This is a genomic window from Nonomuraea sp. NPDC005730 (genome assembly GCF_040630865.1).
Taxonomy (GTDB): domain Bacteria; phylum Actinomycetota; class Actinomycetes; order Streptosporangiales; family Streptosporangiaceae; genus Nonomuraea.
In genome coordinates, this window is the sequence record NZ_JBEXYK010000047.1 from 20,679 (window position 1) to 42,698 (window position 22,020).

A 22,020-nucleotide genomic window follows, 5' to 3' on the forward strand; every position below is an offset into this window, starting at 1 on the left:
GGGGCGGCGTGCCGGGGGTCAGCCGAACTGCTGCCAGCCGAGCCTGATCACCATCGCCACCACCACGCACAACAGCACGACCCGGACGAACGCCGTGCCGCGCCTGATCGCCATCCTGGCGCCGAGCTGGGCGCCGGCCACGTTGCACAGGGCCATGCCGAGCCCGAGCGCCCACTGCACGTGGCCCTGCAGCCCGAACACCGCAAGCGCACCGAGGTTGGTGCCCACATTGATGATCTTCGCGGAGGCGGAGGCGGCGACGAAGTCCAGGCCGAGGATGGTGGTGAAGGCGATGATGAGGAACGTGCCGGTGCCCGGCCCCATGATGCCGTCGTAGAAGGCGATGCCCACGCCCGCCGCGGCCACCGCCGCCACCACCCGGGCGTCGGTCCGCAGGTGCGGCTGCGGCACGGCGCCCATCGAGGGGCGCAACGTGACGAACGCCGCCACGCCGAGCAGCACCACCATCACGACCGGGCGCAGCACGTCGGCCGAGATCGCCGCGGCCGCCCACGCGCCCAGCCCGGCGCTCACCACGGCCAGCGCCGCACCCGGTAACGCCACCTGACGGTCGATCTTGGTGGAACGCGCGTACGCCACGGCGGCCGAGGCCGTGCCGAACACCGAGGAGAACTTGTTGGTGGCCATGGCCTGGACGGGCGGCATGCCGGTCATCAGCAGGGCCGGCAGCTGCACCAGCCCGCCGCCGCCCACGACCGCGTCGACCCATCCGGCACCGGCCGCGGCCGCCAGCAACACCACAACCTGCTCCAGCGGCACGCCGCTCCCCCACTCCCCCAGGAAACGCCCAGAAGACTACAGCCCCCCTCCAACCACCCACCCCTCCGGTGGCGGAGTCAGGCGGCGAGGAGGCGGAGCAGCAGGTTGCGAGGACCTTGCAGGTGGTGCCCGGCCAGGCGGGTCATGAGGCGCGACATGGTGACCACGCGCTGCGCCGGCCTCCTGCGCGAGGCGTCGTGGCGGCGCAGCGCGGACGGCACGTCCCCGGCCTCCCGCAGGCAGGTGGTGAGGGTGTCGGCGTCCAGGAGAGCCTGGCAGGCGCCCTGGCCGAGCGAGGGCGTCATGGCATGCGCGGCATCCCCCACCAGGACCGCGTTCCCGCTGGCGAACGAGCGCAGGCGCGGCCACAGGTCGTGGATCTCGTGCCGGAGCACGTTCTCCTCGTCGGCCTCGGCCAGAACGCGGACGACGGAGGTGTGCCAGCCGGAGAAGCGGGCACGCAGATCGTCCAGCGATTCGCGATGCCCTTCGGGGGTGGCGACGGCGGCGTACCAGTTGGTCGAGCCGGGCTCCTGCGGCGTGAGGCCGAACACCTGGCCGGCCCCCCACGTCTCGCCATGGACGGGCGGCTCGAACGCGGCGACGCCGCGCCAGGCCACGATGCCGGTGCAGCGCGGCCTGGCGGTGGTGTCGAAGAACGCCCGACGGACCGTGCTGCGCAGCCCGTCGGCCCCCACGACCAGGTCGTACCGGGTGCGCAGGGCCGCGGGATCGGTGATCTCCGTGGCGGTCCGGACGGTCACCTCACCGGCGGCGTCGAGCAGCATCTCCATCAGCGACACCCTGGACAACATCAGCACGGGCGTGCCCCCCTTGCGCTCGATGCGTTCCAGGGGCAGGTCGGCCAGCCGGCGCCCGTCCGGCGCCAGGATCTGCGCCGAACGGTACGGCACCGTACGACGCCGCAGCTCCGCCCCCAACCCGAGCCGGTCGAGGGCGGCCTGGGCGGCCGGACGCATGCCCAGGGCCGTGCCCTCCGGACGGATCTCGGGCCAGCGTTCGAGCACCGTCACCTCCCAGCCGGCCCTCCGCAGGCCGACGGCCGTCGCAAGACCGCCGATCCCGGCACCGACGATCACCGCGGACCCCTTCATGGCAGTACCTCCCTGTTCTCGTTCACCACAACTGTGGTACCACTACTGTGGTGGTCAGGGCAACTGCGAGGATGGAGGCCATGGCGGAGAACCGGAACCGGCGCGACCAGCTGCGCGACGCCGCGATCGAGGTGCTGGCCCAGGAAGGCGGCAGGGGCCTGACCCACCGGGCGATCGACCGCGCGGCCGGCCTGCCGGAGGGCACGGCCAAGAACTACTTCGCCACCCGCGACGCCCTCCTGCGGGCCGCCGCCGAACGTTGCGTCGAGCGCTACTGGGCCGACCTCCAGGTGGCTCCGGCCGGGGAGATCCAGGGGCGCGACGGGCTGGCCGCGTTCCTGCACCGCCTGGTCGACCACGCGGTCACGGCCAACAGGTCCAGGGTCCTGGCCTACCTCGAACTGCACGCCGAGGCCGCACGCAGACCGGAGCTGCGCGCGACGCTGGCCGAGCTCACCCGCGCCGACCTGGCCCTGCACCTGCGCGCCCACGAGGCGGCCGGCCTGCCGGCGACCCGGCGCACCGCCGCGACGGTCACGATGTGCCTCAACACGGCCCTGACCTACCTGCTCACCCAACCGGCCGAGACGCTGGCCGACTACGGCCTCGACGACCTCGACGCCTTCCTGCGCGACCTCCTGCACACCGTCTACCCGCCACCGGGGCGACCGGCGGGCGCCGTCCCGGCCGGGTAGGCGAGACTGGACCGGTGACGATCGAGAACGGACCGCCCGTGTCGAGCACCTCCATCGTGGTGCTGACGCTGGCGCGGCGGGTCGAGACGGAGCTCTCCGCCGAGCTGGCGCCGCTTGAGCTGACGATCAGCCGCCTGGGGCTGCTGGGACACATCGCCGGGGTGCCCGGCGCGTCCTTCAGCGACCTGGCCCGCATGTCGGGCATCTCGGTACAGAGCGTGCACACGGCGGTCAAGGGGCTGGTCCAGGCGGGGCTGGTACGCGACCGTACGGCGCGGGCGGGGTCGGCCTCGACCATCGAGCTCACCCCCGAGGGACGACGCCTCCTGCGGGAGGCCGCCCAGGCCATCACCAAGGTCGACGAACGCCTCTTCGGCCCCGACGCCGACCCCGTTCAGCAACAGGTGGGCGAAGCAATCCGCACCGCCTTCCCCACCCCCTGACGCCCGCCGCCTCACCCACGCGCCACCTCCAACCCCAGCCCTGTCTTCTCCCCTCCGCGCACTCAGTGCCAGAGCCCTGCGATGCCCGCCGGCACCTGGTTGCGGGCGGTGGCCGCAGGGGTGACGCCGGTGAGCACGTAGGCGGACAGCCCTTGGGCCAGCGCCACCAGGGCGAGCGCCGTGTCGAGCGGGTCGAGGGTGGTGGGGATGCGGCCGGCCTGCTGGTCACGGGTGATGAGGTCGGCCGTCTGGTGGCGGAAGCCGGCTTACAGGACGCGTAGCCGGGCCGCGATGGCCTCCTCCGCGAAGGGTCACCGGGGCGTCAGACGGGAGTCGGCTGCAGCAGCGTCCGCAACCGCGACGACGCCGCGGTGTGCCTTGATCACACCTGGCTCCTTCACCTCCGCGCTGTCGGCGATCCCCTGGTCCAGCCTCGAACTGCAACCGCAGTCGAGGTCAGGGCGGCAGACTCCCGCCGTCCAGGGCCGAGGGTGCCGGGCGCCGGTCAGGACGTGCCGCCGAGCTGGAGTGTTAGCCGGGGCGGGTGGAGGCCACGTTGGAGCAGGAGTGGATCAGCCGGTTGCCGAAGGCGGCCGAGCCGGTGGTTCTGGCGCGGGAGGTGGGCGGCCGGGGCGTCCGGGGGCCGCGCCTTTGGACCGGCGCTGCCCGCCCCCGAGGACCGTGCACCTCCTTCCCTACGCCTCAACCCCACCCCGAGCGTTGCAGACCTCGACAAGAGCAGCGCCGCGGCTCCCGCCCTGGCCTCCGCGATGCGCGGTTCTCCGAGGTGCACGGCAGGGCCCCCGACCGGGAGCGACGGGGAGAGCCACGGAGGCGGTTAGCACAGGAACGGAGGGGGCCGCCAAGGGCGCCGGAGGTTCTGCAGGAACCGTTGAGGGTTGAGGCGAAGGCTGCGCCGGAGGTCTCGTATGGCAGGCCGGCTTTCAGGGTGGCTGAAGGTTTCGCTAGGCTTCAGCCACCCTGAAGGTTGGAGGCGATCCATGAATCATGTCCTGTTGTCCATCCATGTGCTGGCGGGGATCGTGTTCGTCGGCGGTTCGGCGGTCGCGTCGAGCTTGTTCCCTCGTTACGCCCCCGTCGCCGCCGCGACCCCCGCCGCAAACCCTGCCGCGACCCCCGCCACCACCGGCTCCACCAAGGCCGCCGGCGCGGAGCGCAGCGCCGCCGTAGCCGTCGCGCTGCACCGCATCACCGGTGGCTATGCCGCGTTCGGGCTGATCGTCCCGCTGGCCGGGATCGTGCTGGCCAGTGTGCAGGGACGGATGGGGCAGACCTGGATCATCGTGTCGATGGTCCTCACCGCAGTCGCGGGCGCCTTGCTGGCCACCCAGATCCACCCCCGCCAGCGCCAGGCCCTCGACGCTCCCGACGACGGCCGCCGGTTGCGAACGCTGACGATGCTCACCGGCGTCTACAACCTGCTGTGGGCGGCCGTCGTCGTGCTCATGATCGTCCGCCCGGGCGAGCAGACGGGGGCCTGAGCGTGCTTACCCTGCGCATCGCCGCCGCCGCCGAGGCCGCCACGCTGGCGGTTCTGCTGGCCAACCTGCTCACCGTGCACGCCCAGGCGGTCACGACGTACGCCGGCCCGCTGCACGGCATGTCCTACCTCGTCGTCATCGCCACGGCGGCCATGACGCCCCGAACGCAGGGGACGCCCGGGGCGCGCTGGAGCGCGTTCGTCCCCGGGGTCGGCGGCCTGCTGGCCCTGCGCCGCCTGCGGGCCGTACAAGACGAGCGGGCGGGATGATCACGGGGGCCCGGGGAGGGGCCCCAAGGAGGCCAGCGGGCCGGGCTCCGGGCCGGCCCGCCCGCAGGGGCCGGGGAGACCAGCGGGCAGGCCAGCCCACAGGGGACCGGTAGGTTCGGGCGGGTAGGTCAGCGGGCGGCGGCCAGGGAGCGCTTCCTGGAGGCGTAGATGTCGTCGATCAGCTGGTAGCTGCGCGCCTGCTCGGCGGTGAAGATGCGGTCGCGCTCGATGTCCTTCCTGATCTCCAGCACCCCGCGCCCGGTGTGCCGGGCCAGGATCTCCTCCTGCTGGTCACGCATCCGCACGATCTCCCTGGCGTGGATCTCCAGGTCGCTCGACTGCCCCCGGCCGCCCTCCGTGGCCGGCTGGTGGAGCAGGACGCGCGCGTGCGGCAGGGCCGCCCGCTTGCCCGGCGCGCCCGCCGCGAGCAGGACGGCCGCCGCCGAGGACGCCTCCCCGATGCAGACCGTGTGGATCTCCGGCCGGACGAACTGCATCGTGTCGTAGATGGCCGTCATCGCCGTGAACGACCCGCCCGGCGAGTTGATGTACATGTTGATGTCCTGGTCGGGATCGAGCGACTCCAGCGTCAGGAGCTGGGCCATGACGTCGTTGGCCACCGTGTCGTCGATCGGGGCGCCGATGAACACCACCCTGTCCTCGAACAGCTTGTTGTACGGGTTCATCTCCCGCACCCCGTAAGAGGTGCGCTCGGTGAAGGAGGGCAGCACGTAACGACCGCTCATGGTCAGTTCATCCCTTCGGCGATGTGGTCGACGAACCCGTACTCCAGCGCCTGCTGGGCGGTGAACCACCGGTCGCGGTCGGAGTCGGCCTGGATGCGCTCGAGCGGCTGGCCCGTGTGGTGGGCGATGATCTCCGCCATCCTGCGCTTGGTGTAGAGCATGTTGTCGGCCTGGATCTGGATGTCGCTGGCCGAGCCGCCGATGCCGCCCAGCGGCTGGTGCATGACGATGCGGGCGTTGGGCAGGGCGTAACGCTTGCCCGGCGCGCCGGCGGTCAGCAGCAGCTGGCCCATGGAGGCGGCGAAGCCCATCGCCACCGTCGCCACGTCGCACGGGACGAACTGCATCATGTCGTAGAGCGCCATGCCGGCCGTCACCGAGCCGCCCGGAGAATTGATGTAGAGCGTTATGTCCCGATTGGGGTCTTCGGCCGCCAGCAAAAGCAGCTCGCCGCAGAGCCGGTTGCAAATCTCGTCGTCGACCTCCTGGCCGAGGACCACGATGCGTTCCTTCAGCAGGCGCTGACTGAGCTGGTCAGGCCAGGCCGCGCGCTGGGTCTCCGTCATTGACGTCACCTTTCTGCCGAAACTAATTCTGCGAAAAACGCTAGACCCGGTGGCGGCGAATTCCGGCCCATTTTCGCTGGGGGCGCATTTCACTCAAGGCGCATTACTCCCAGCGCGAAAAAGTATCGACATACAATCCTGGATGTGAGAAGGAACCTCCCCCGCCGTTGGGCGTGCCTCATTCTGGGCGGGGCGCTGCTGATGCCGTACATGATGGCCGGGGTGCTGGTCGCCGGGTTGTGGCGCGGTGTGTCGTCCGATCTGCTGATGCCGATCCAGGTCGGGGTGTTCGTCGCGGTGCTGCCGGTGGTGGCGGTCACCGGGCTGTTCCTGCCGGTGCGCGCGCTGGAGGTGAACGCCGCCCAGGGGCTGCTCGGGGCTCGCGTGGAGACCCCGCCGCGGCAGGCCCGGCGGTCGTGGCAGGAGCGGCGGCGCACCGCCGCGTGGTTCACGCTGCATCTGGCGGTGGGCGGCGTGGTGAGCGGGTGCACGCTGGCGGTGGTGCCGTTCACGGGGTTCACGCTGGCGCTGCCGTTCATCGGGGAGCCGATGCCGGTGCTGGGACTCACGGCCGAGCCCGGGTGGCCTGCTCTGCTGTGGGCGGCGGCGGGCGTGGGGGCGCTGGTGCTGCTGGTGGCGGGCGCGGCGGGCGCGGGCGCGCTGCTGGCCGCCCTGGCTCCCCCGCTGCTCGGCCCCACCCCCGCCGAACGGCTCGCCGCCGCCGAGGAGCACGCCCGTACGCTGGCCGAACGCAACCGGCTGGCGCGCGAGCTGCACGACTCGGTCGGGCACGCGCTCAGCGTCGTCACCTTGCAGGCCGCCGCGGCCGGACGCGTCCTCGATCGCGACCCGGCCACCGCCAGGACCGCCCTGGCGGCCATCGAGCAGTCGGCCCGCGCCGCGCTGGAGGACCTCGACCACGTGCTCGGCGTCCTGCGCGAGGACGCACGCAAGGACGGGCGCGAGGACGGGCGCAAGGACGGGCGCGAGGACGGGCGCGAGGACGGGCGCGAGGACGCAGGCGGGGACGGGCATGAGGGCAGACGCGAGAGCCACCGGGAGGGCGGTGAGGAGGCGCGGCGGGCGCCGCAGGCGACGCTGGCCGACCTCGGGGCGCTGGTGGCGGGCTCCGGCGCCGAGGTGCGACAGGACGTGGGCGACCTGTCCGGCGTGCCCGCCGTGGTCTCCAGGGAGGCGTACCGCATCCTGCAGGAGGCGCTGACCAACGCGATCCGGCACGGCGACGGCACGGTCACGCTGGCCGCCGCCGTCCAGGGCGACGACCTGCGGCTGGAGGTCAGCAACCCCGGCGGGAGGCGCGGTGGGGGCCGCGGACGCGGCGGCGGCCGGGGAGTGGCGGGCATGCGCGAACGCGTACGCCTGCTCCGCGGCGACCTGCGCACCGGCCCCGACGAGGACGGCTGGACGGTCTCGGTCCGCCTCCCCCTACGCCCGAGCCCATGACCCCGCCCCCTCTGGAACCCTCTCCGGCCAGGCTTGTGACCTGCAACGCACCTTGACCGGGAATCTGCACCATTATTTGGCCGCACGTCACCCGTAGTGACAGGGCCGGGATCTGATGCATCGGAACCGGGCCGTGTGCCAAGCCCCTCGTCCGTGGGTCTCCGGAGAAGCGCTCGCGCGCTGAAAAGCCGGATGCGATCTCGCCGCCCGCAGGCGCGGACGGAAAGGAAGGTGGTGAGCGTGCGTGCCCCGGGCGGCCCGTCACGGGAGCGGACGGTCGCTGAGCCGGCAGCCGCGTGGCCGCTCGGGGCGTTCGCTGGTCCAGCCGGCCTCAGGTGCCCATGCCTGATAGTCCATGAACGTCCCCTTGGCGAGCCCCTCCGTGCTCTCGGCCGCGATCGCGACGTTTGCCGCCAAGACCGTGCCGGTGTGTGGGTCGAGGATGGTGGTGTACCGCTGCGCCACCTCGTCATCGGTACCGAACTCGGCGGTGAAGCCCTCGCTCTTGATGAAGGTGACCTCGATTCCCGGACGTCCCAGAGGGTCAATGATCGAGCCGCGCACCTTGGTCGTCGGCAGTCCGGCGAGCAGACGCAGGGTGGCCGCCCTGACCGAGGGCTTGACCGGGAGCTCCAGCAGGGCGGAGGCCACGGGCAGGAAGTCTTCGAAGCTGTCCTCGCGCTGGCTCTTCTTTCGGGTCTTCCAGTAGGTTCGCAGTTTCTCTCGGAGCTGTTCGGCGTCGTCGGGCAGCGCCGCGAGGTCGGCCAGCGTGAGTTCACCCAGCCGTCTATCACCGAGCACGCCGCCCGGCTCGGCCGCCCGCGTGTAGACGCAATGAGAGGGCTTGGATCGCAGCCGGACCTCCGCGCAGTCGCCCGCGCGGGCGCCCGGCGTGCACACGCGCTGGACCGTACCCGGAGAACCGGCCGCCCGCCATGCACGCTCGTCGGCCTTGGTGGCGGGACGGACGAACTGCTGCCACTGTTCCACATGAACAGGGTCGCCAGGGTCGCGCGGTTGCCAGAGGTCGATTCGTGACGAGTCCAGAACGTTGAACGTTTCGCCGCCCGCCCGGACCCTGATCAGCCCATTGTTGAGCAGCGGCCTGCGCCAGTAGTCGCCGCGCTCGTCCGGCAGTTTCGCGATCTGGTCCGCCAGCCTGAGCAGGGCATCGTTGCCGCTTGCGGGCGCGAGCACCGGTGCGGGAACAGTGGTCACGTTCGACACCAGCGTGACGACGGCCATGACGACGGCGATCGTTGTTGCGGCCGCTCCCAGGGTCCATCCCCAGGCGAGGCCACGCCGATTCGCTCTACCTGGCCGTACCGGCTTGCGCTGGGCGGCGGCAAGCCGGAGGCGGGCCTTCTCGACCACCTCCGCCGAGGGCGGCGGAGCGTCAGGCAGCGCTCTCGCCAGGAGGCTCAGCTCATCCATGGGAGTCCTCCAAAGGGTTGACGTCGCCGAGTGCCTTGCGGAGCTGCTTGCGGGCGCGGTTGAGCCGGGAGGCGACCGTCCCCGCTGGGATCTGCAGGGCGGCGGCGACCTCGGCGTGGCTGAGGTCGCCCAGCACGCTCAGTAGCACGACGTCGCGGTCCCCGCGATTGAGTCCGGCCAGCGCCCCCGCCAGCTTGCCGGTCAGCTGGCCCGCGGCCACGCGGGCCAGGGCTGCGTCCTCGGGACTGTGCTCCGGACTGTGCTCGGCGCGCTCAGCTGTCCGGCTGAGCGCCTTCCATCTACGGATCTCGGTACGGCGGTGCCGTGCGATGAGGTGGGTGGCGATGCCGTACAGCCACGGACGCACCCCGCCGCGCGAGGCGTCATAGCCACCCCGATAGGCCGCCACGAACACCTCGGCGGCCAGGTCGTCAGCGACGTCGTCGGACAACCGCCTGACGATGTAGCGGTGGATCTCGGAGAAGTGCGCATTGAAGATCTGCTCGAAGTCGACCCGTAGATCGGGTGGGTCGGCCAGGTCAGGTGGAACGGCCATGCAGGCGTCTCCGCTGGGTCAAGTGAACGATGGTCGCCCTTTCTTGCCCGAAGTGCCTTGATGCTTTCACGGACCGTCGCCGAGTCTCTCGCCCATGTCTGCCTGAGGCCATCCAGATCCGTTCAGTCACCGCCTGATCGCCCGCAATGCTCTTGTCATCGGAATCAACTGACCACCCTCGCCGGCCTGCGTCACCCTGGGGGACAGGGCTCTGCTCGTCTCGAATCCATGCTTTCGAGACGCGACCCAAGATCTCACCCGGCAGATCGACACCCTCAAGGCCGATCGAAAAGCGCCTGGCTCGCTATCCGCAGCTCTACAGCCGCATCGGTTTCGTCCCCCACTACCGAACCCTGGCCGCTGAAGAATTCACCATCGTCCTGACCACAGCCTTCGCCCACCTGGGCCCGGACATCCCGGACACCACTACCACTGAGGCCATCGCCGCTCAACCGCACCACCGCAGGCAACTTCCGGCTGGTCACCCGGCTGCTGGAACAAGCCGAGCGGGTGATGAAGCTCAACAATGGCGTTGACCGGATCACCGCCGAGGTCATCGACGCCGCCCGCGACGCTCTGGTCATCGGCATCAGCTGACCGCTGCTGTCCGTGACGTACGCGGCCAAACAATGTTGCAGATTCCGGCCAAAGTACGTTGCAAGTCACACTCGGCCCCGCGACGGCCCGCCTGCCGCCGCAGTCGGTCCCGTAAATCCCGGTCCCCCACCGTCAGCCCCAAGACGCCCGGAACCCTCCCCGCCCGGGTGCCGCTACGGTCGGGGGCATGACACTCAAGGTCGTGATCGCCGACGACGAGGACCTCATCCGCGCGGGGCTGCGCGTCATCATCGACGCCGAGCCCGGCCTGCGCGTGGTCGGCGAGGCCGGGGACGGCGCCGCGGTCCTGCCGGTCGTCCGCCGTGAGCGCCCCGACGTCGTGCTGATGGACGTCCGCATGCCCGCCATGGACGGCATCCAGGCCACCCGCCGGCTCGTGGCGCTCGACGACCCGCCCAAGGTCCTGGTCGTGACCACGTTCGAGAACGACGACCACGTCTACGACGCCCTGCGCGCCGGGGCGAGCGGCTTCCTGCTCAAACGCACCAGACCGGACGACCTGCTCCAGGCGATCAGGCTGGTGGCGGCCGGCGAGTCGCTGCTGTTCCCGGCCGCGATCCGCACCCTGGCCGGCCGCCGCCCGCGCGCCCACGTGCCGGGCATCGACCGGCTCACCGGCCGCGAGGGCGACGTGCTGCGGCTGATGACCAGGGGCATGTCCAACACCGAGATCGCCGCCGAGCTGGTCGTCAGCCAGGAGACCGTCAAGACGCACGTCGGCAACGTCCTGGCCAAGCTGGGCGCGCGCGACCGCACCCAGGCCGTGATCGCCGCCTACGAGTCCGGGTTCGTCTCCCCTGCATGAGAGGGGTCGAGCAGCTGCGTGGCCGGTAGCAGGGTGGCCTCGGCGGCGCTCAGCCCCTTCTCGGCCAGGGCCCGGTCCACCAGCCGCAGCCCCACCGCGTAGCCCGCCATGTCGGGAATGCCGCGGGGCTCCTGGCCGAAGCGCCGCATGGCGCTGTCGCCCAGCACGTACGCCGGGGTGTTCCCCATGCCCTCCAGGTCGAACGCGTCCATGATCAGCTCGTGGGCGCGTTCCAGCTCCTTCCCCGTCACCATCCGCGACCAGGGCCCCATGGCCTCCGGGCCGGACAACTCCCGGACGAACGCCTCGGCCAGTCCCTCGGCCACCACGTGCTCGCCCACGGTGACCTTCCGGGGGTCCCATTCGACGTTGGTGTAGCGCACGTTGTGGTGGAACTCGTGCACCGCGCAGTGCGCGATCCGGCCGATGACCTCCTCCGACGGCCAGCCCAGCAGGTACAGCCAGCCGGGCGAGCCGCCCATCCCGTAGTAGCCGCCGCCGACCTTCATCAGGTGCTCGTCGTCGGGGTCGCCGAGCACGAACATCACCTGCAACGAGGAAGCCTGCCTGGCCTCCTTCAGCGCGTGGGAGGCGCGCTCCAGCTCCCTGCGTACCTGACCGAGCACGTCGGCCTCGATCATGGCCCGGACGGCGGGCAGGTAACGGGCATCGTCGGCGTCGACGCGGAAGCCGCCGCCCTGGTGGTGGATGTCGACGATGTCGCCGGGCACCGGGATCGCCGGCCGGATCGGCGCCAGCATCTCCCGCAGCGCCTCGGGCCGGTCGGCGAGCGGCCGGGCGAGCAGGTCCGCCATGGCCGTGAGCGTGTCATGAACGATGAACTCCATGCCGCGGACGCTAAAGCCTCACGTAACGTGAGGCTCAAACGCATTAAAGCGGCGACTCGCCCAGCTCGTCGCCCGGCGACTGCCCCGGCGTGCCGGGACCGGTGCGCGTCGGCGACGGCGACTGCGACGGCGAGGGCTCCGGCACCGGCGTGGCGGGCGTGGGCGGCGGCGTGGGCACGAACACCGTCGGCGGGAGCTGCCGGGGCATCGGCTCGCTGTCGCGCCTGCCGAACAGCAGCAACAGCATGATCGTCGTGACCAGCACCAGCAGCAGCGCCAGCGCCAGCGCGGCCAGCAGCACCCGCCGGCGCGTCTCGGTCAGCGGCAGCCGCCGCGCCAGCGGCCCCGGCAGCGCGGGCGCGCGGTCGGTCAGCCAGTACGGCACGAAGTCCGGCCCGTGCGCCTGCCCGATGAACGTCCCGCCCACCATGACCGGGTCCAGGAACCGTTCGGCCCCCGGCTGCCCCGGCGCGTACGGCACCGCCACCCACGGCGCCGGCCCGTCCTGCACGTCGAGCACCTCGGGCGTCCCGTCGAGCACCGAGGCGCGCGCCCGGCCGAGCCCCAGCCACCCGCGCCCGCCGGAACGCCCCGACGCCTCCTTGATCGCGGTCAGGAACCGGTCGCGCGCCGCCGCGTCGAGGGCGGCGCCCCGCGTGAGCACGGCCAGCGACACTGCGCGTCCGTCGGGTCCCTGTCCCAGGTAGACGAACCCGGCCGGAGCCGTGTGCAGGCGGGCCTGCACGACGTAGCGCCCCAGCTGGGGCGGATCACCGTACTGCAGGGGACTTGCCACGTTTGCCATGAAAGCACAGACGTGGCGTCGTGCACGTTCGCGGCGCGTTTGGTGGAATGGCGTCATGAGCGTCGCCGAAGAGTTGCCGGACGGAAACGACGCGGCACTGCTGCGTCGAAGTCTCGACGAGGTCCGGCGTGTCATCGTGGGACAGGAGCACATGGTCGAGCGGCTGGTCGTGGCGCTGCTGGCCCGCGGTCACTGCCTGCTCGAAGGTGTGCCGGGAGTCGCCAAGACCCTCGCCGCCTCCACCCTGGCCACCGTGGTGGGCGGCACGTTCGCCCGGATCCAGTTCACCCCCGACCTCGTGCCGAGCGACATCGTCGGCACCCGCGTCTTCCACCCCTCCAACGAGAAGTTCGACGTCGAGCTGGGTCCGGTGTTCGTCAACTTCCTGCTGGCCGACGAGATCAACCGCGCCCCCGCCAAGGTGCAGTCCGCGCTGCTTGAGGTGATGGCCGAGCGCCAGGTCACGCTGGCCGGCGTCACCCATCCGCTGCCCAGGCCGTTCATCGTGCTGGCCACCCAGAACCCGATCGAGTCCGAGGGCGTCTACCCGCTGCCCGAGGTGCAGCGCGACCGCTTCCTGTTCCGCGTACGGGTGCCGCACCCCAGCGCGCACGAGGAGCTGGAGATCCTCCACCGCATGAGCGTCACGCCGCCCGTGCCCGACCGCGTGCTCGACCCGGCCAGGCTGCTGGCCCTGCAGCAGGCCGCCGAGCAGGTCTCGGTGCACCAGCTCGTGGCCGACTACGTGGTGCGCCTGGTCATGTCCACCCGCGCGCCCGCCGACTACGGGCTGGGCGACCTGGCCGAGACGATCGAGATCGGCGTCAGCCCCCGCGCCACGCTGGGCCTGGTCTCGGCCGGGCGCGCGCTGGCCCTGCTGCGCGGCCGCGACTACCTGCTCCCCGACGACGTGCGCGACGTGGCGGTCGACGTCATGTCCCACCGGCTCATGCTGACCTTCGACGCCCTGGCCGACGGCGTCGATCCCGAGCAGGTCGTCAAGCAGATCCTGCACGCCGTGCCGCCGCCCCTGGTCGTCTGGAACCAGAACCGTTGAACACCGCCGAGCAGGCGCTGCGACGGCTGGAGCTGACCGTCACGCGGCGGCTCGACGGCCTGCTGCACGGCGCCCACCAGGGGCTGCTGCCCGGCACCGGCAGCGAGACCGGCGACAGCCGCCTGTACGTGCCCGGCGAGGACGACGTGCGCCGCATGGACTGGGCCGTCACCGCCCGCACGACCGTCCCTCACGTCCGCGACCTGATCGCCGACCGCGAGCTGGAGACCTGGGCGCTGGCCGACCTGTCGGCCAGCATGGACTTCGGCACCGCCGACACCGACAAGCGCGACCTGGTCGTGGCCGCCGTCGGCGCGATCGGCTTCCTGTCCAGCCGCATGGGCGACCGGTTCGGCGCTCTGGTGCTGCACGAGGAGTACATCCACCGCATGCCCGCCCGTACCGGCCGCCCGGCCCTGTACGGGCTGCTCCACTCCCTCATGGACGCCCCGCGCGGCCGGGCCGTGCCCGACGCCCCCGACCTGGCCGAGGGCATCGACGTGCTGGCGGCCACCCGCCGCCGCAGGGGCCTGCGCCTGGTCGTCTCCGACTTCCTCGACGACCGCCCCGAGCTCGACCCCGACGCCGAACGCCCCTGGGAACGCCCGATCAGGCGGCTGGCCTCCCGCCACCAGGTGCTGGCCGTGGAGGTCATCGACCCGCGGGAGCTGGAGCTGCCGGACGTCGGCCGGGTGGCGTTCACCGATCCCGAGACCGGGAACGTACGTGAAGTGCACCTTTCTCCCAAAGTCCGGCAAGCATATGCAGAAGCCGCCGCCCTCCAGCGTGAGGGCACCCGGCTCGCCCTGCGCCGCGCCGGGATCGCCCACCTGGTGCTGCGGACCGACAGGGACTGGGTGTTCGACGTGGCGCAGTTCGTCCTGCGCCAGCGCCGCATGAGCCACCTCGCCCACCGGAGACCCGTATGACGTTTCTCGCGCCCGGCTGGTTGTGGCTGTTCGTGCTGGTGGCGCTGCTGGTGGCCGGATACGTCGTGGCGCAGTTCGCCCGCCGCCGCTACACCGTGCGCTTCACCAACCTGGCGCTGCTCAACCTCGTCGCCCCCGCCGGGCCGAGCTGGCGCCGGCACGTGCCCCCCGCGCTGTTCCTGGTCATGATGTCGCTCCTGGTGGTCGGCGCCGCCAAACCCGCCGACCAGGTACGCGTCCCCCGCGACCGCGCCACCATCATGATCGCCCTCGACGTCTCCCTGTCCATGGACGCCGGCGACGTCCAGCCCAACCGGATCAGCGCCGCCAAGGCCGCCGCCCAGGCGTTCGCCCGGGAGCTGCCCGACCGCTTCAACGTCGGCGTGGTCTCCTTCGCCCGTTCGGCCAACGTCGTCATCTCCCCCACCACCGACCACCAGGCCGTCGTCACCGCCATCGGCAACCTGACCACCCGGCCCGGCACCGCGATCGGCGAGGCCGTCTTCAACTCACTCGACTCGGTGCGCTCCTTCGACCAGCAGGCCGCCACCGACCCGCCGCCCGCCGCGATCGTGCTGCTGTCCGACGGCGACAACACCTCCGGCCGGTCGGTGAACGAGGCCATCGAGGCCGCCCAGCAGGCCCACGTCCCGGTCTCCACCATCGCGTACGGCACCCAGGAGGGCACCGTCGACATCGACGGCAGGCCCGTGAACGTCCCGGTCAACAAGCAGACCCTGCAGTCGCTCTCCGACGGCACCAGCGGCCGGGCCTACGCCGCCGAGTCCGGCAGCGAACTGCGCGACGTCTACGAGCAGATCGGCACCTCGCTGGGGTTCAAGCTGGTCAGCCAGGAGATCACCCAGTGGTTCATCGTGGCCGCGATCGTGCTCGGGCTGCTGGTGGCCGGCGCCGCGGTCTTGTTCGGCACCCGGATCCCGTAACGTTTTCCCACGTGGCCCACTACTTCTCCGAACGTCCCGAGACCGCGAGCAGGCCGGGCTCGGTCGATCTGGTCCTGCCCGACCTGCACCTGCGGCTGGAGACCGACCGGGGCGTGTTCTCACCCGACCGGGTCGACGTCGGCACGCGCGCGCTGCTGGAGTCCGTCCCGCCGCCGCCGCAGGAGGGCGACCTGCTCGACCTGGGCTGCGGTTACGGGCCCATCGCGCTGACGATGGCCTCGCGGGCGCCCGGGGCGACGGTGTGGGCCGTCGACGTGAACCGGCGCAGCCTGGAGCTGACCGAGCGGAACGCCCAGGCCGCCGGCCTTTACAAAGTAAGACCTGTACATGTTGATGAAGTGCCGGATGACGTGAAATTTCGGGCCATCTGGTCCAATCCCGCCATCCGGATTGGCAAGCCGGCTCTGCACGAGATGCTCACCAGGTGGCTCACCCGGCTGACGCCCGACGGCGTCGCCTACCTGGTCGTCCAGAAACACCTCGGCTCGGACTCCCTGCAGCGCTGGCTCGGCGAGCAGGGCTGGCAGGCCTCCCGCGAGGCCTCCCGAGCCGCCTACCGCATATTGAAGGTGGCCCGATGAGAAGGCAGCTGCGCCCCACCGACGTCAAGCGGCTCAACCGCACCTGGCGCAGGAACACCGACAACCGGCTCGCGCTGATCCTGGAATCGGTGACGGGCCCGTTCAACGTCGGCTCGATCTTCCGCAGCGCCGCGGCGTTCGGCGTCGACCAGATCTGGCTGGCGGGCAACGCCACGCCGCCCACCAACCCCAAGGCGGGCAAGACGGCGCTCGGCACCGAGCGCCTGGTCACCTGGCACGAGGCGGTCCCGGCCACCGAGGCGGTCAAGGCCGCCAAGGACGACGGCTACGCCGTGCTGGCCATCGAGCTGACCGGCGAGGCCGTGCCGCTGCACCGCGCCGACCTCGGCCGCGACGTGTGCCTGGTGGTCGGCAGCGAGGACCACGGCTGCTCCCCCGCCCTGCTGGAGGCCGCCGACGGCGTCTGCTACATCCCGCAGGTCGGGCGGGTCGGCTCGTTCAACGTGTCGGTGGCCGCGGCCATCGCGCTGGCCGAGGCGCGCCGCCAGGAGTGGGAGAATCTTTCCGAACCGTGACCGAACCGTCCACCATCGGAAGGGACACCGGGTCGTGCTCAGCCGTCGTTTCGCCTTTCTCGACCATCCGGGGCCGCTGGCCTTCGCCCACCGCGGCGGTGCGCTGGAGGGTGCCGAGAACTCCCTGGCGGCCTTCGAACGCGCGGTCGCGCTCGGCTACGACTACCTGGAGACCGACGCGCACGCCACCGCCGACGGCATGCTGCTGGCCTTCCACGACCACACCCTCGACCGGGTGACCGACCGGCGGGGCCGCATCTCCGAGCTGCCCTACCGGGAGGTCCGGCAGGCCCGCATCGCCGGCGTGCACGAGATCCCGCTGCTGGAGGACCTGCTCGGCACGTGGCCGCAGGTGCGCTTCAACATCGACGTCAAGGAGGCGGCGGCCATCGCGCCGCTGGCCGAGGTGGTCCGCCGCACCAACGCCTACGACCGCGTCTGCCTGACCTCCTTCTCCGACGAGCGCCTGGTCATGGCCAGGGCCGCCATGGGCCGCGAGGTGTGCTCGGCGCTCGGCCCGCGAGGTGTGGCCGCGCTGCGGGCCGCCGCCACCACCTCCGGCTACGGCCGCCTGCTGGCCCGCCTGTCGCGCGCCGGGATCCCGTGCGCGCAGGTGCCGGTCGGCTTCCGCGGCCTGCGCGTCACCACCCGCCGCCTGGTCCGCACGGCCCACGCCATCGGCATGCAGGTGCACGTGTGGACGATCAACGACACCGTCCGCATGGAGCACCTGCTCGACCTCGGCGTCGACGGCATCATGACCGACAACGTCACCGGCCTGCGCGAGGTCCTCGAGCGGCGGGGCCTGTGGCACCCGCGCGGCATGGCGGCCTGACCCGCCCGGCGGCGGCGACCTTCCTCTCATGAGGTGATCACTGTAAGGTCATGGGCACGACACGTGGACGTGACCCACGACCTGCGAAGATGGGCACTTCGTCAGGCATTGACCCCACCCCGTGGCCGGGCCGCGCGAGGCCCCCCGGCCGCCCGGCCGCAGAGGAGCGACACGACACCATGGCCTCCACCGCACCCCCCGCGGCCCTCGACGACTCCCCCGCGGCACGCCGCCGCGAGCAACGCGGCTGGTACTTCTACGACTGGGCCAACTCGGCCTTCTACACCACGATCATCTCGGTCTTCCTGGGCCCGTACCTGATCCCGGTCGCCAGGACCGCGGCCTGCGCGAAGGACTTCCCCGACCTCGCGGCCGAGACGTGCGCGTCCCAGTTCGACGCGCTGGTCCTGCGCCACCCCGGCCTGGGGTACGTCGACGTGCTCGGCGCCGACATCAGGCCCGCGGCCTTCTTCGGGCTGACGCTGACGGTGGCGGTGTTCCTGCAGATCGTGTTCCTGCCCATCGTGGGCGCGCTGGCCGACCACACCGGCCGCAAGCGGGAGCTGCTCGGCGGGTTCGCCTACGTCGGCGCGCTGGCCACCATGGGCCTGTACTTCGTCGAGGGCGACCGCTACCTGCTGGGCGGCGTGCTGTTCGTGGTGGCCAACCTGGCCTACGGCTCCTCCGTGGTGGTCTACGACTCCTTCCTGCCGCAGATCTCCACCCCCGAGGAGCGCGACGGGGTCTCCTCGCGCGGCTGGGCGATCGGCTACCTCGGCGGCGGGCTGCTGCTCCTGCTCAACCTGGCGCTGTTCCTGCAGCACGACAGCCTGGGGCTGAGCGAGGGCATGGCGGTGCGCATCAGCATGATGTCGGCCGGCCTGTGGTGGGCGACGTTCACGGTCATCCCGCTGCTGCGGCTGCGCAACCGTCCCGTGCCGGCGCACGAGACCACGGCGCTGCGCTCGGTGCGCGGGAGCTTCCGCCAGCTCGGCCGTACGCTGGCCGAGCTGCGGCGTTACCCGCTGACGTTGCTGTTCCTGGTGGCCTACCTGGTCTACAACGACGGCGTGCAGACGGTCATCGGCAACAGCGCGGCCTTCGCCTCCGAGGCGCTCAAGCTGGACAAGACCGTACAGATCACCGCGATCCTGATGGTGCAGTTCGTGGCGTTCTTCGGGGCGCTGCTGCTGGGCCGGCTGGCGCGCAGCTTCGGCACCAAGCGCACGGTGCTGGCCAGCCTGGTGTTGTGGACCGGGATCGTGGTGGTGGCGATGTTCGTCGGCGAGGGGCAGGCGCTGCAGTTCTACCTGATGGCCTTCGCCATCGCCATCGTGCTGGGCGGCACGCAGGCGTTGTCGCGGTCGTTGTTCTCACAGGTGATCCCGAAGGGGCGGGAGGCGGAGTACTTCAGCCTGCTGCAGATCAGCGACAAGGGGTCGGCGTTCATCGGGTCGCTGACCGTGACGATCGCGTTGCAGGTCACCAACAGCTACCGGATCGCCATCGTGTCCATGATCATATTCTTCGTGGTGGGCTTCGTGCTGCTCGCCCTGACGAACCTGCCCAAGGCCATCAGGGCGGCCGGCAACGAGGTGCCCTCGCGGATCTGACCCGCGTCAGGGGCCGTACCGGCGCGAGAGCCAGTAGGAGGTGCCCACCAGGGCGCCGGTGCCCAGGATGGCCAGCAGCATCATCGGGCCGACGTGGCCCCCGCTGGTCATGGTGCCGCTCTCGAGCCGGATCTCGGCCCGCCCGGGAGCCTCGGCCGGGCGAGTGGCGGGCTCGGGGGGCCGGGAGTCGCGGGCCTGCAGGCCGGGGATGGCCTCGACGTCGTCGTCCCGGCGCGGGGCGTGCGCCTGCCTCCTGGCCGGTTCGCGCCGCCTGGACCGGGGAGCGGCCCCGTCGTCACCGTCGTCGTCACCATCATCGGCGCCGTCGTCGTCGTGGGCGGCCAGGACGAGCGCCGGTGGCGGCCCGGCCGCCGCCTGGGCCGGAAGCAGCATCCCTCCCCCGACGAGGACGAAAGCGAGCGCGGCCACCGCCGCCGGCCACCGTGGCATGAGATCCATCTACGCCTCCTGATCGACGTCGCGGTCCCCTCAGCCTGCGCGGCCGCCGTGGGGCGGCCGTGAGCGGGCCATGAGAGTCCTCTCACGAAGGGTCGCGCGTCAAACACGGAACGTCACAGATCGGCGGCCAGAACCATGGTGCCCGGCCCCCGGGCGGCGCCGGGACCGGGCATCGGCAGCACGGTCTCGGCCGTGGCCTCGCCCCCGCAGTGGGGGCAGGTGACGACGGGCGTGAACTCCTTCCCGCAGGAGTGGACGAGCAACGCGGGCGGCCCGCCGGGCGGGGTGGACCACCGGTCGCCCCAGGCCATGAGCGTCAGCAGGGCGGGCACGACGTCACGCCCGGCCTCGGTCAGCAGGTATTCGTGGCGCACCGGACGCTCCTGGTAGGGCCGCTTCTCCACGACCCCCGTGGTGACGAGATGGTCGAGCCGGCGGGCCAGCAGGTTGCGCGAGATGCCCAGGTCCTCGGCGAGGTCGTCGAACCTGCGCAGGCCCAGGAACAGGTCGCGCAGGATCAGCGGAGTCCAGGGCTCGCCGATGACACCGACGGCCTGGGCGATGGAGCAGTGCATCTCACCGAACCTGTTCATGCACCCATGATAGTGGGTTGATAATGTGAACCCATGACAGTTCACATTCAGGACTCACCCGCCGGCGCGTACCGCCGGGCCGGTGAGGCGCACGACGCCCAGGCACTCAAGGCCACCCTCGCCGACGGCGTGGTGTTCCACTCGCCGCTGAGCTACCGGGCCAGATTCGAGGGCCTGACGCAGGTGGGAGCGCTGTTCGAAGCCGTCTTCGACGTACTGTCGGACCTGCGCTACCAGAGCGACATCGGCGACGGCCGCACCCGCATGCTCACGGCGACCGCCCGGGTGGGCCGCCAGCCGCTGAACGAGGTCGCCCAGCTCGAACTGGACGACGACGGCCTGGTCCGGGAGATCACCATGTGGATCAGGCCGCTGCCGGGACTGACCGCGCTGATGGCCGCCCTGGGCCCCCGCATCGCCAGGGACAAGGGCAAGCCGGGCCTTCCGCTGCTGGTGGGGGCGGCCTCCGCGCCGCTGGCCGCGATGACGAGGTTCGGCGACAGGACGCTGGTGCCACTCCTCGCCTGACACACGGGCGCGCGGACATCGCTCTGAAGAGAGAGCAGTGCTCTTGACACGGGACCTCCCGTCACGAGAGCATTGCTCTCACAACAGAGCAACGCCCTCAGTCAGGAGCCACCCATGACCTCCCCCCGCCTCACCTCCGCCGCCTTCGCCCTCGGCGGCGTGCTGCTGTTCGTCTACCCGGTGGTACGGCCGTCCGGCGACGACGCCGCCGCCATGGCCTCGACCGCCTGGGTCACCGGCCATCTGGCCGCGATGCTCGGGTTCGTACTGCTCGGGCTGGGCACGCTCGGGCTGCACCAGGTGCTCGGCGACCGCCTGTCGCTGCGCGCGGCCGCGGTGACCTGGGCCGGCGCCGGCCTGACGCTCCCCTACTACGGGGCCGAGGACTTCGGCCTGCACGTGATCGCGCAACGTTCCCTGCGCGACGGCGCGCCCGCACTGATGGAACTGGTCGAGCAGTTCCGCTTCGACCCGCTCGCGGTCACCATGTTCGCCGCCGGGCTGGCGCTGCTCGGCGCCGGCACGGTGATGGCGGCCGTGGCCGTGCGGCGTTCGCTCATCCTGCCCAAGGGGGCCGGGACGGCGCTCGCGCTGGGTCTGGCGCTGTTCATCCCGCAGTTCTTCGGCCCGTACCCGGTGCGGATCGCGCACGGGGCGCTCATCATGATCGGCGCGTTGTGGCTGGCGACGAGCCTGCTCAGAGCCCCGCGAGCGGCTGCCGCGGCCTGAGAATGCGGCCCCGGTAGGAGCGGGCTCGAATAACCGAGGCCCCAAGCGCGATTGGATCACCCCGCGGGTGGGAATCCCATCACGGTACCAAGCGTTAGACACCGTGGGAGACAGACCCCCCACGTATGGGGGCCCTGTAGGAGGCATTTAGACATGGGCGAGCGCGCGCTTCGTGGCACCCGGCTCGGGGCAACCAGCTACGAGAACGACCGTAACACGGATCTGGCCCCACGCCAGGAGGTGTCCTACACCTGTCCTAAGGGCCATCGCTTCGAGGTTCCGCTTGCCGCCGAGGCCGAGATCCCCGCGACCTGGGAGTGCCGCATGTGCGGCGTGACCGCGGTGCGGGTCGACGGTGAGCAGCCGGAGTCGAAGAAGACCAAGCCCCCACGGACTCATTGGGACATGCTGCTGGAGCGGCGGTCCATCGAGGACCTGGAAGAGGTACTCAACGAGAGACTCGCGGTCTTGCGCGCCCAGCGGCGCAAGAGCGCCTGACCACACGGTGAAAACCCCCGGGCGACGCCCGGGGGTTTTGCTGTGCCCAGC

General features: G+C 71.5%; 27 protein-coding genes. 16 read left to right on the forward strand and 11 right to left on the reverse strand.

Annotation, left to right across the window (positions count from 1 at the left end):
- Positions 1-18: 18 nt before the first annotated feature.
- On the reverse strand, positions 19-780 hold the full coding sequence (locus ABZ444_RS36535) for a TSUP family transporter (RefSeq protein ID WP_357975781.1): 762 nt from the start codon (positions 778-780) through the stop codon (positions 19-21).
- A gap of 77 nt (positions 781-857) precedes the next feature.
- Positions 858-1,895 carry an FAD-dependent monooxygenase gene (locus ABZ444_RS36540; protein ID WP_358007306.1) on the reverse strand — a complete coding sequence of 346 codons (1,038 nt, stop codon included), beginning with the start codon at positions 1,893-1,895 and terminating at the stop codon, positions 858-860.
- A gap of 80 nt (positions 1,896-1,975) precedes the next feature.
- On the opposite strand from ABZ444_RS36540, the gene ABZ444_RS36545 reads away from it, so the two are divergent.
- From ABZ444_RS36545 to ABZ444_RS36560, 4 genes are all read left to right on the forward strand, one after another.
- Positions 1,976-2,590: a TetR family transcriptional regulator gene (locus ABZ444_RS36545; RefSeq protein ID WP_358007309.1), complete on the forward strand. Its 615-nt coding sequence runs from the start codon at positions 1,976-1,978 to the stop codon at positions 2,588-2,590.
- A 14-nt stretch (positions 2,591-2,604) separates the two neighbouring features.
- Positions 2,605-3,033 carry a MarR family winged helix-turn-helix transcriptional regulator gene (locus ABZ444_RS36550; RefSeq protein ID WP_358007311.1) on the forward strand — a complete coding sequence of 143 codons (429 nt, stop codon included), beginning with the start codon at positions 2,605-2,607 and terminating at the stop codon, positions 3,031-3,033.
- Positions 3,034-4,034: 1,001 nt separating this feature from the next.
- Complete coding sequence (locus ABZ444_RS36555) at positions 4,035-4,535, forward strand: hypothetical protein (protein ID WP_358007314.1); 501 nt, start codon at positions 4,035-4,037, stop codon at positions 4,533-4,535.
- Between the two features lie 2 nt (positions 4,536-4,537).
- Positions 4,538-4,804, forward strand: a complete 267-nt coding sequence (locus ABZ444_RS36560; RefSeq protein WP_358007317.1) for a hypothetical protein — start codon at positions 4,538-4,540, stop codon at positions 4,802-4,804.
- Between the two features lie 128 nt (positions 4,805-4,932).
- Here the strand turns inward: ABZ444_RS36560 and ABZ444_RS36565 are convergent, their stop codons facing one another.
- Positions 4,933-5,550 (reverse strand): ATP-dependent Clp protease proteolytic subunit, encoded by a 618-nt coding sequence (locus tag ABZ444_RS36565; RefSeq protein ID WP_358007320.1) that lies wholly within the window; start codon positions 5,548-5,550, stop codon positions 4,933-4,935.
- Between the two features lie 2 nt (positions 5,551-5,552).
- Positions 5,553-6,116: an ATP-dependent Clp protease proteolytic subunit gene (locus ABZ444_RS36570; protein WP_357975757.1), complete on the reverse strand. Its 564-nt coding sequence runs from the start codon at positions 6,114-6,116 to the stop codon at positions 5,553-5,555.
- Between the two features lie 144 nt (positions 6,117-6,260).
- Here ABZ444_RS36570 and ABZ444_RS36575 point away from each other — a divergent pair, with 144 nt between their 5' ends.
- Positions 6,261-7,580: a histidine kinase gene (locus tag ABZ444_RS36575; RefSeq protein ID WP_358007323.1), complete on the forward strand. Its 1,320-nt coding sequence runs from the start codon at positions 6,261-6,263 to the stop codon at positions 7,578-7,580.
- A 261-nt stretch (positions 7,581-7,841) separates the two neighbouring features.
- Here ABZ444_RS36575 and ABZ444_RS36580 read toward each other — a convergent pair whose 3' ends face one another.
- The 3 genes from ABZ444_RS36580 to ABZ444_RS36590 all read right to left on the reverse strand — a co-directional run bounded on the left by ABZ444_RS36580 (position 7,842) and on the right by ABZ444_RS36590 (position 10,196).
- The gene (locus tag ABZ444_RS36580) at positions 7,842-9,014 is read right to left on the reverse strand and encodes a CU044_5270 family protein (RefSeq protein WP_358007326.1); all 1,173 of its coding nucleotides are present in this window, start codon (positions 9,012-9,014) and stop codon (positions 7,842-7,844) included.
- Positions 9,007-9,570 (reverse strand): RNA polymerase sigma factor, encoded by a 564-nt coding sequence (locus tag ABZ444_RS36585; protein WP_358007329.1) that lies wholly within the window; start codon positions 9,568-9,570, stop codon positions 9,007-9,009. The genes ABZ444_RS36580 and ABZ444_RS36585 overlap by 8 nt, the downstream gene beginning before the upstream one ends.
- Positions 9,571-9,845: 275 nt before the next feature.
- The gene (locus ABZ444_RS36590; protein WP_358007332.1) at positions 9,846-10,196 is read right to left on the reverse strand and encodes a hypothetical protein; all 351 of its coding nucleotides are present in this window, start codon (positions 10,194-10,196) and stop codon (positions 9,846-9,848) included.
- 158 nt (positions 10,197-10,354) lie between these two features.
- Between ABZ444_RS36590 and ABZ444_RS36595 the strand changes: the two genes are divergently transcribed.
- Positions 10,355-10,993 (forward strand): response regulator transcription factor, encoded by a 639-nt coding sequence (locus tag ABZ444_RS36595; RefSeq protein ID WP_358007335.1) that lies wholly within the window; start codon positions 10,355-10,357, stop codon positions 10,991-10,993.
- Here ABZ444_RS36595 and ABZ444_RS36600 read toward each other — a convergent pair.
- Positions 10,963-11,841, reverse strand: coding sequence for a DUF2268 domain-containing putative Zn-dependent protease (locus ABZ444_RS36600; protein WP_358007338.1), 879 nt, complete (start codon positions 11,839-11,841; stop codon positions 10,963-10,965). The two genes, ABZ444_RS36595 and ABZ444_RS36600, sit on opposite strands and share 31 nt — an antisense overlap.
- 43 nt (positions 11,842-11,884) lie before the next feature.
- Positions 11,885-12,646 (reverse strand): hypothetical protein, encoded by a 762-nt coding sequence (locus ABZ444_RS36605; RefSeq protein WP_358007341.1) that lies wholly within the window; start codon positions 12,644-12,646, stop codon positions 11,885-11,887.
- Positions 12,647-12,701: 55 nt separating this feature from the next.
- On the opposite strand from ABZ444_RS36605, the gene ABZ444_RS36610 reads away from it, so the two are divergent.
- The 7 genes from ABZ444_RS36610 to ABZ444_RS36640 all read left to right on the forward strand — a co-directional run bounded on the left by ABZ444_RS36610 (position 12,702) and on the right by ABZ444_RS36640 (position 19,162).
- Positions 12,702-13,703 (forward strand): MoxR family ATPase, encoded by a 1,002-nt coding sequence (locus tag ABZ444_RS36610; protein WP_357975741.1) that lies wholly within the window; start codon positions 12,702-12,704, stop codon positions 13,701-13,703.
- The gene (locus ABZ444_RS36615; protein WP_357975738.1) at positions 13,700-14,632 is read left to right on the forward strand and encodes a DUF58 domain-containing protein; all 933 of its coding nucleotides are present in this window, start codon (positions 13,700-13,702) and stop codon (positions 14,630-14,632) included. Before ABZ444_RS36610 ends, ABZ444_RS36615 begins: the two co-directional genes overlap by 4 nt.
- Positions 14,629-15,576, forward strand: coding sequence for a VWA domain-containing protein (locus ABZ444_RS36620; RefSeq protein WP_357975735.1), 948 nt, complete (start codon positions 14,629-14,631; stop codon positions 15,574-15,576). The genes ABZ444_RS36615 and ABZ444_RS36620 overlap by 4 nt, the downstream gene beginning before the upstream one ends.
- An 11-nt stretch (positions 15,577-15,587) precedes the next feature.
- The gene (locus tag ABZ444_RS36625; protein ID WP_358007344.1) at positions 15,588-16,178 is read left to right on the forward strand and encodes a methyltransferase; all 591 of its coding nucleotides are present in this window, start codon (positions 15,588-15,590) and stop codon (positions 16,176-16,178) included.
- A complete protein-coding gene (locus tag ABZ444_RS36630; RefSeq protein ID WP_358007350.1) occupies positions 16,175-16,714 on the forward strand; it encodes a TrmH family RNA methyltransferase in 540 nt (179 codons plus the stop codon). The genes ABZ444_RS36625 and ABZ444_RS36630 overlap by 4 nt, the downstream gene beginning before the upstream one ends.
- Positions 16,715-16,748: 34 nt before the next feature.
- Positions 16,749-17,549, forward strand: a complete 801-nt coding sequence (locus ABZ444_RS36635; RefSeq protein ID WP_357975731.1) for a glycerophosphodiester phosphodiesterase — start codon at positions 16,749-16,751, stop codon at positions 17,547-17,549.
- A 179-nt stretch (positions 17,550-17,728) separates the two neighbouring features.
- Positions 17,729-19,162, forward strand: coding sequence for an MFS transporter (locus ABZ444_RS36640; RefSeq protein WP_358007353.1), 1,434 nt, complete (start codon positions 17,729-17,731; stop codon positions 19,160-19,162).
- Between the two features lie 6 nt (positions 19,163-19,168).
- Here ABZ444_RS36640 and ABZ444_RS36645 read toward each other — a convergent pair whose 3' ends face one another.
- Both ABZ444_RS36645 and ABZ444_RS36650 read right to left on the reverse strand, forming a co-directional pair.
- The gene (locus ABZ444_RS36645; RefSeq protein WP_358007356.1) at positions 19,169-19,621 is read right to left on the reverse strand and encodes a hypothetical protein; all 453 of its coding nucleotides are present in this window, start codon (positions 19,619-19,621) and stop codon (positions 19,169-19,171) included.
- Between the two features lie 113 nt (positions 19,622-19,734).
- Positions 19,735-20,214, reverse strand: a complete 480-nt coding sequence (locus ABZ444_RS36650; RefSeq protein WP_358007359.1) for a helix-turn-helix domain-containing protein — start codon at positions 20,212-20,214, stop codon at positions 19,735-19,737.
- Between the two features lie 33 nt (positions 20,215-20,247).
- Between ABZ444_RS36650 and ABZ444_RS36655 the strand changes: the two genes are divergently transcribed.
- The 3 genes from ABZ444_RS36655 (at position 20,248) to ABZ444_RS36665 (ending at position 21,969) form a co-directional block, all read left to right on the forward strand.
- The gene (locus tag ABZ444_RS36655; RefSeq protein ID WP_357975721.1) at positions 20,248-20,742 is read left to right on the forward strand and encodes a nuclear transport factor 2 family protein; all 495 of its coding nucleotides are present in this window, start codon (positions 20,248-20,250) and stop codon (positions 20,740-20,742) included.
- A 114-nt stretch (positions 20,743-20,856) separates the two neighbouring features.
- Positions 20,857-21,471, forward strand: coding sequence for a hypothetical protein (locus ABZ444_RS36660; protein ID WP_358007362.1), 615 nt, complete (start codon positions 20,857-20,859; stop codon positions 21,469-21,471).
- A 153-nt stretch (positions 21,472-21,624) separates the two neighbouring features.
- Positions 21,625-21,969, forward strand: coding sequence for an RNA polymerase-binding protein RbpA (locus ABZ444_RS36665; protein ID WP_125637410.1), 345 nt, complete (start codon positions 21,625-21,627; stop codon positions 21,967-21,969).
- Positions 21,970-22,020: the final 51 nt, after the last annotated feature.

Excerpts from the sequence above, each read along its gene's own strand:
- ABZ444_RS36650 (WP_358007359.1), bottom strand. The coding sequence starts at position 20,214 with ATGAACAGGTTCGGTGAGATGCACTGCTCCATCGCCCAGGCCGTCGGT.
- ABZ444_RS36610 (WP_357975741.1), top strand. The coding sequence starts at position 12,702 with ATGAGCGTCGCCGAAGAGTTGCCGGACGGAAACGACGCGGCACTGCTG.
- ABZ444_RS36655 (WP_357975721.1), top strand. The coding sequence starts at position 20,248 with ATGACAGTTCACATTCAGGACTCACCCGCCGGCGCGTACCGCCGGGCC.
- ABZ444_RS36605 (WP_358007341.1), bottom strand. The coding sequence starts at position 12,646 with ATGGCAAACGTGGCAAGTCCCCTGCAGTACGGTGATCCGCCCCAGCTG.
- ABZ444_RS36595 (WP_358007335.1), top strand. The coding sequence starts at position 10,355 with ATGACACTCAAGGTCGTGATCGCCGACGACGAGGACCTCATCCGCGCG.
- ABZ444_RS36660 (WP_358007362.1), top strand. The coding sequence starts at position 20,857 with ATGACCTCCCCCCGCCTCACCTCCGCCGCCTTCGCCCTCGGCGGCGTG.
- ABZ444_RS36555 (WP_358007314.1), top strand. The coding sequence starts at position 4,035 with ATGAATCATGTCCTGTTGTCCATCCATGTGCTGGCGGGGATCGTGTTC.
- ABZ444_RS36540 (WP_358007306.1), bottom strand. The coding sequence starts at position 1,895 with ATGAAGGGGTCCGCGGTGATCGTCGGTGCCGGGATCGGCGGTCTTGCG.
- ABZ444_RS36620 (WP_357975735.1), top strand. The coding sequence starts at position 14,629 with ATGACGTTTCTCGCGCCCGGCTGGTTGTGGCTGTTCGTGCTGGTGGCG.
- ABZ444_RS36580 (WP_358007326.1), bottom strand. The coding sequence starts at position 9,014 with ATGGATGAGCTGAGCCTCCTGGCGAGAGCGCTGCCTGACGCTCCGCCG.
- ABZ444_RS36665 (WP_125637410.1), top strand. The coding sequence starts at position 21,625 with ATGGGCGAGCGCGCGCTTCGTGGCACCCGGCTCGGGGCAACCAGCTAC.
- ABZ444_RS36630 (WP_358007350.1), top strand. The coding sequence starts at position 16,175 with ATGAGAAGGCAGCTGCGCCCCACCGACGTCAAGCGGCTCAACCGCACC.
- ABZ444_RS36600 (WP_358007338.1), bottom strand. The coding sequence starts at position 11,841 with ATGGAGTTCATCGTTCATGACACGCTCACGGCCATGGCGGACCTGCTC.
- ABZ444_RS36585 (WP_358007329.1), bottom strand. The coding sequence starts at position 9,570 with ATGGCCGTTCCACCTGACCTGGCCGACCCACCCGATCTACGGGTCGAC.
- ABZ444_RS36640 (WP_358007353.1), top strand. The coding sequence starts at position 17,729 with ATGGCCTCCACCGCACCCCCCGCGGCCCTCGACGACTCCCCCGCGGCA.
- ABZ444_RS36645 (WP_358007356.1), bottom strand. The coding sequence starts at position 19,621 with ATGGATCTCATGCCACGGTGGCCGGCGGCGGTGGCCGCGCTCGCTTTC.
- ABZ444_RS36565 (WP_358007320.1), bottom strand. The coding sequence starts at position 5,550 with ATGAGCGGTCGTTACGTGCTGCCCTCCTTCACCGAGCGCACCTCTTAC.
- ABZ444_RS36545 (WP_358007309.1), top strand. The coding sequence starts at position 1,976 with ATGGCGGAGAACCGGAACCGGCGCGACCAGCTGCGCGACGCCGCGATC.
- ABZ444_RS36570 (WP_357975757.1), bottom strand. The coding sequence starts at position 6,116 with ATGACGGAGACCCAGCGCGCGGCCTGGCCTGACCAGCTCAGTCAGCGC.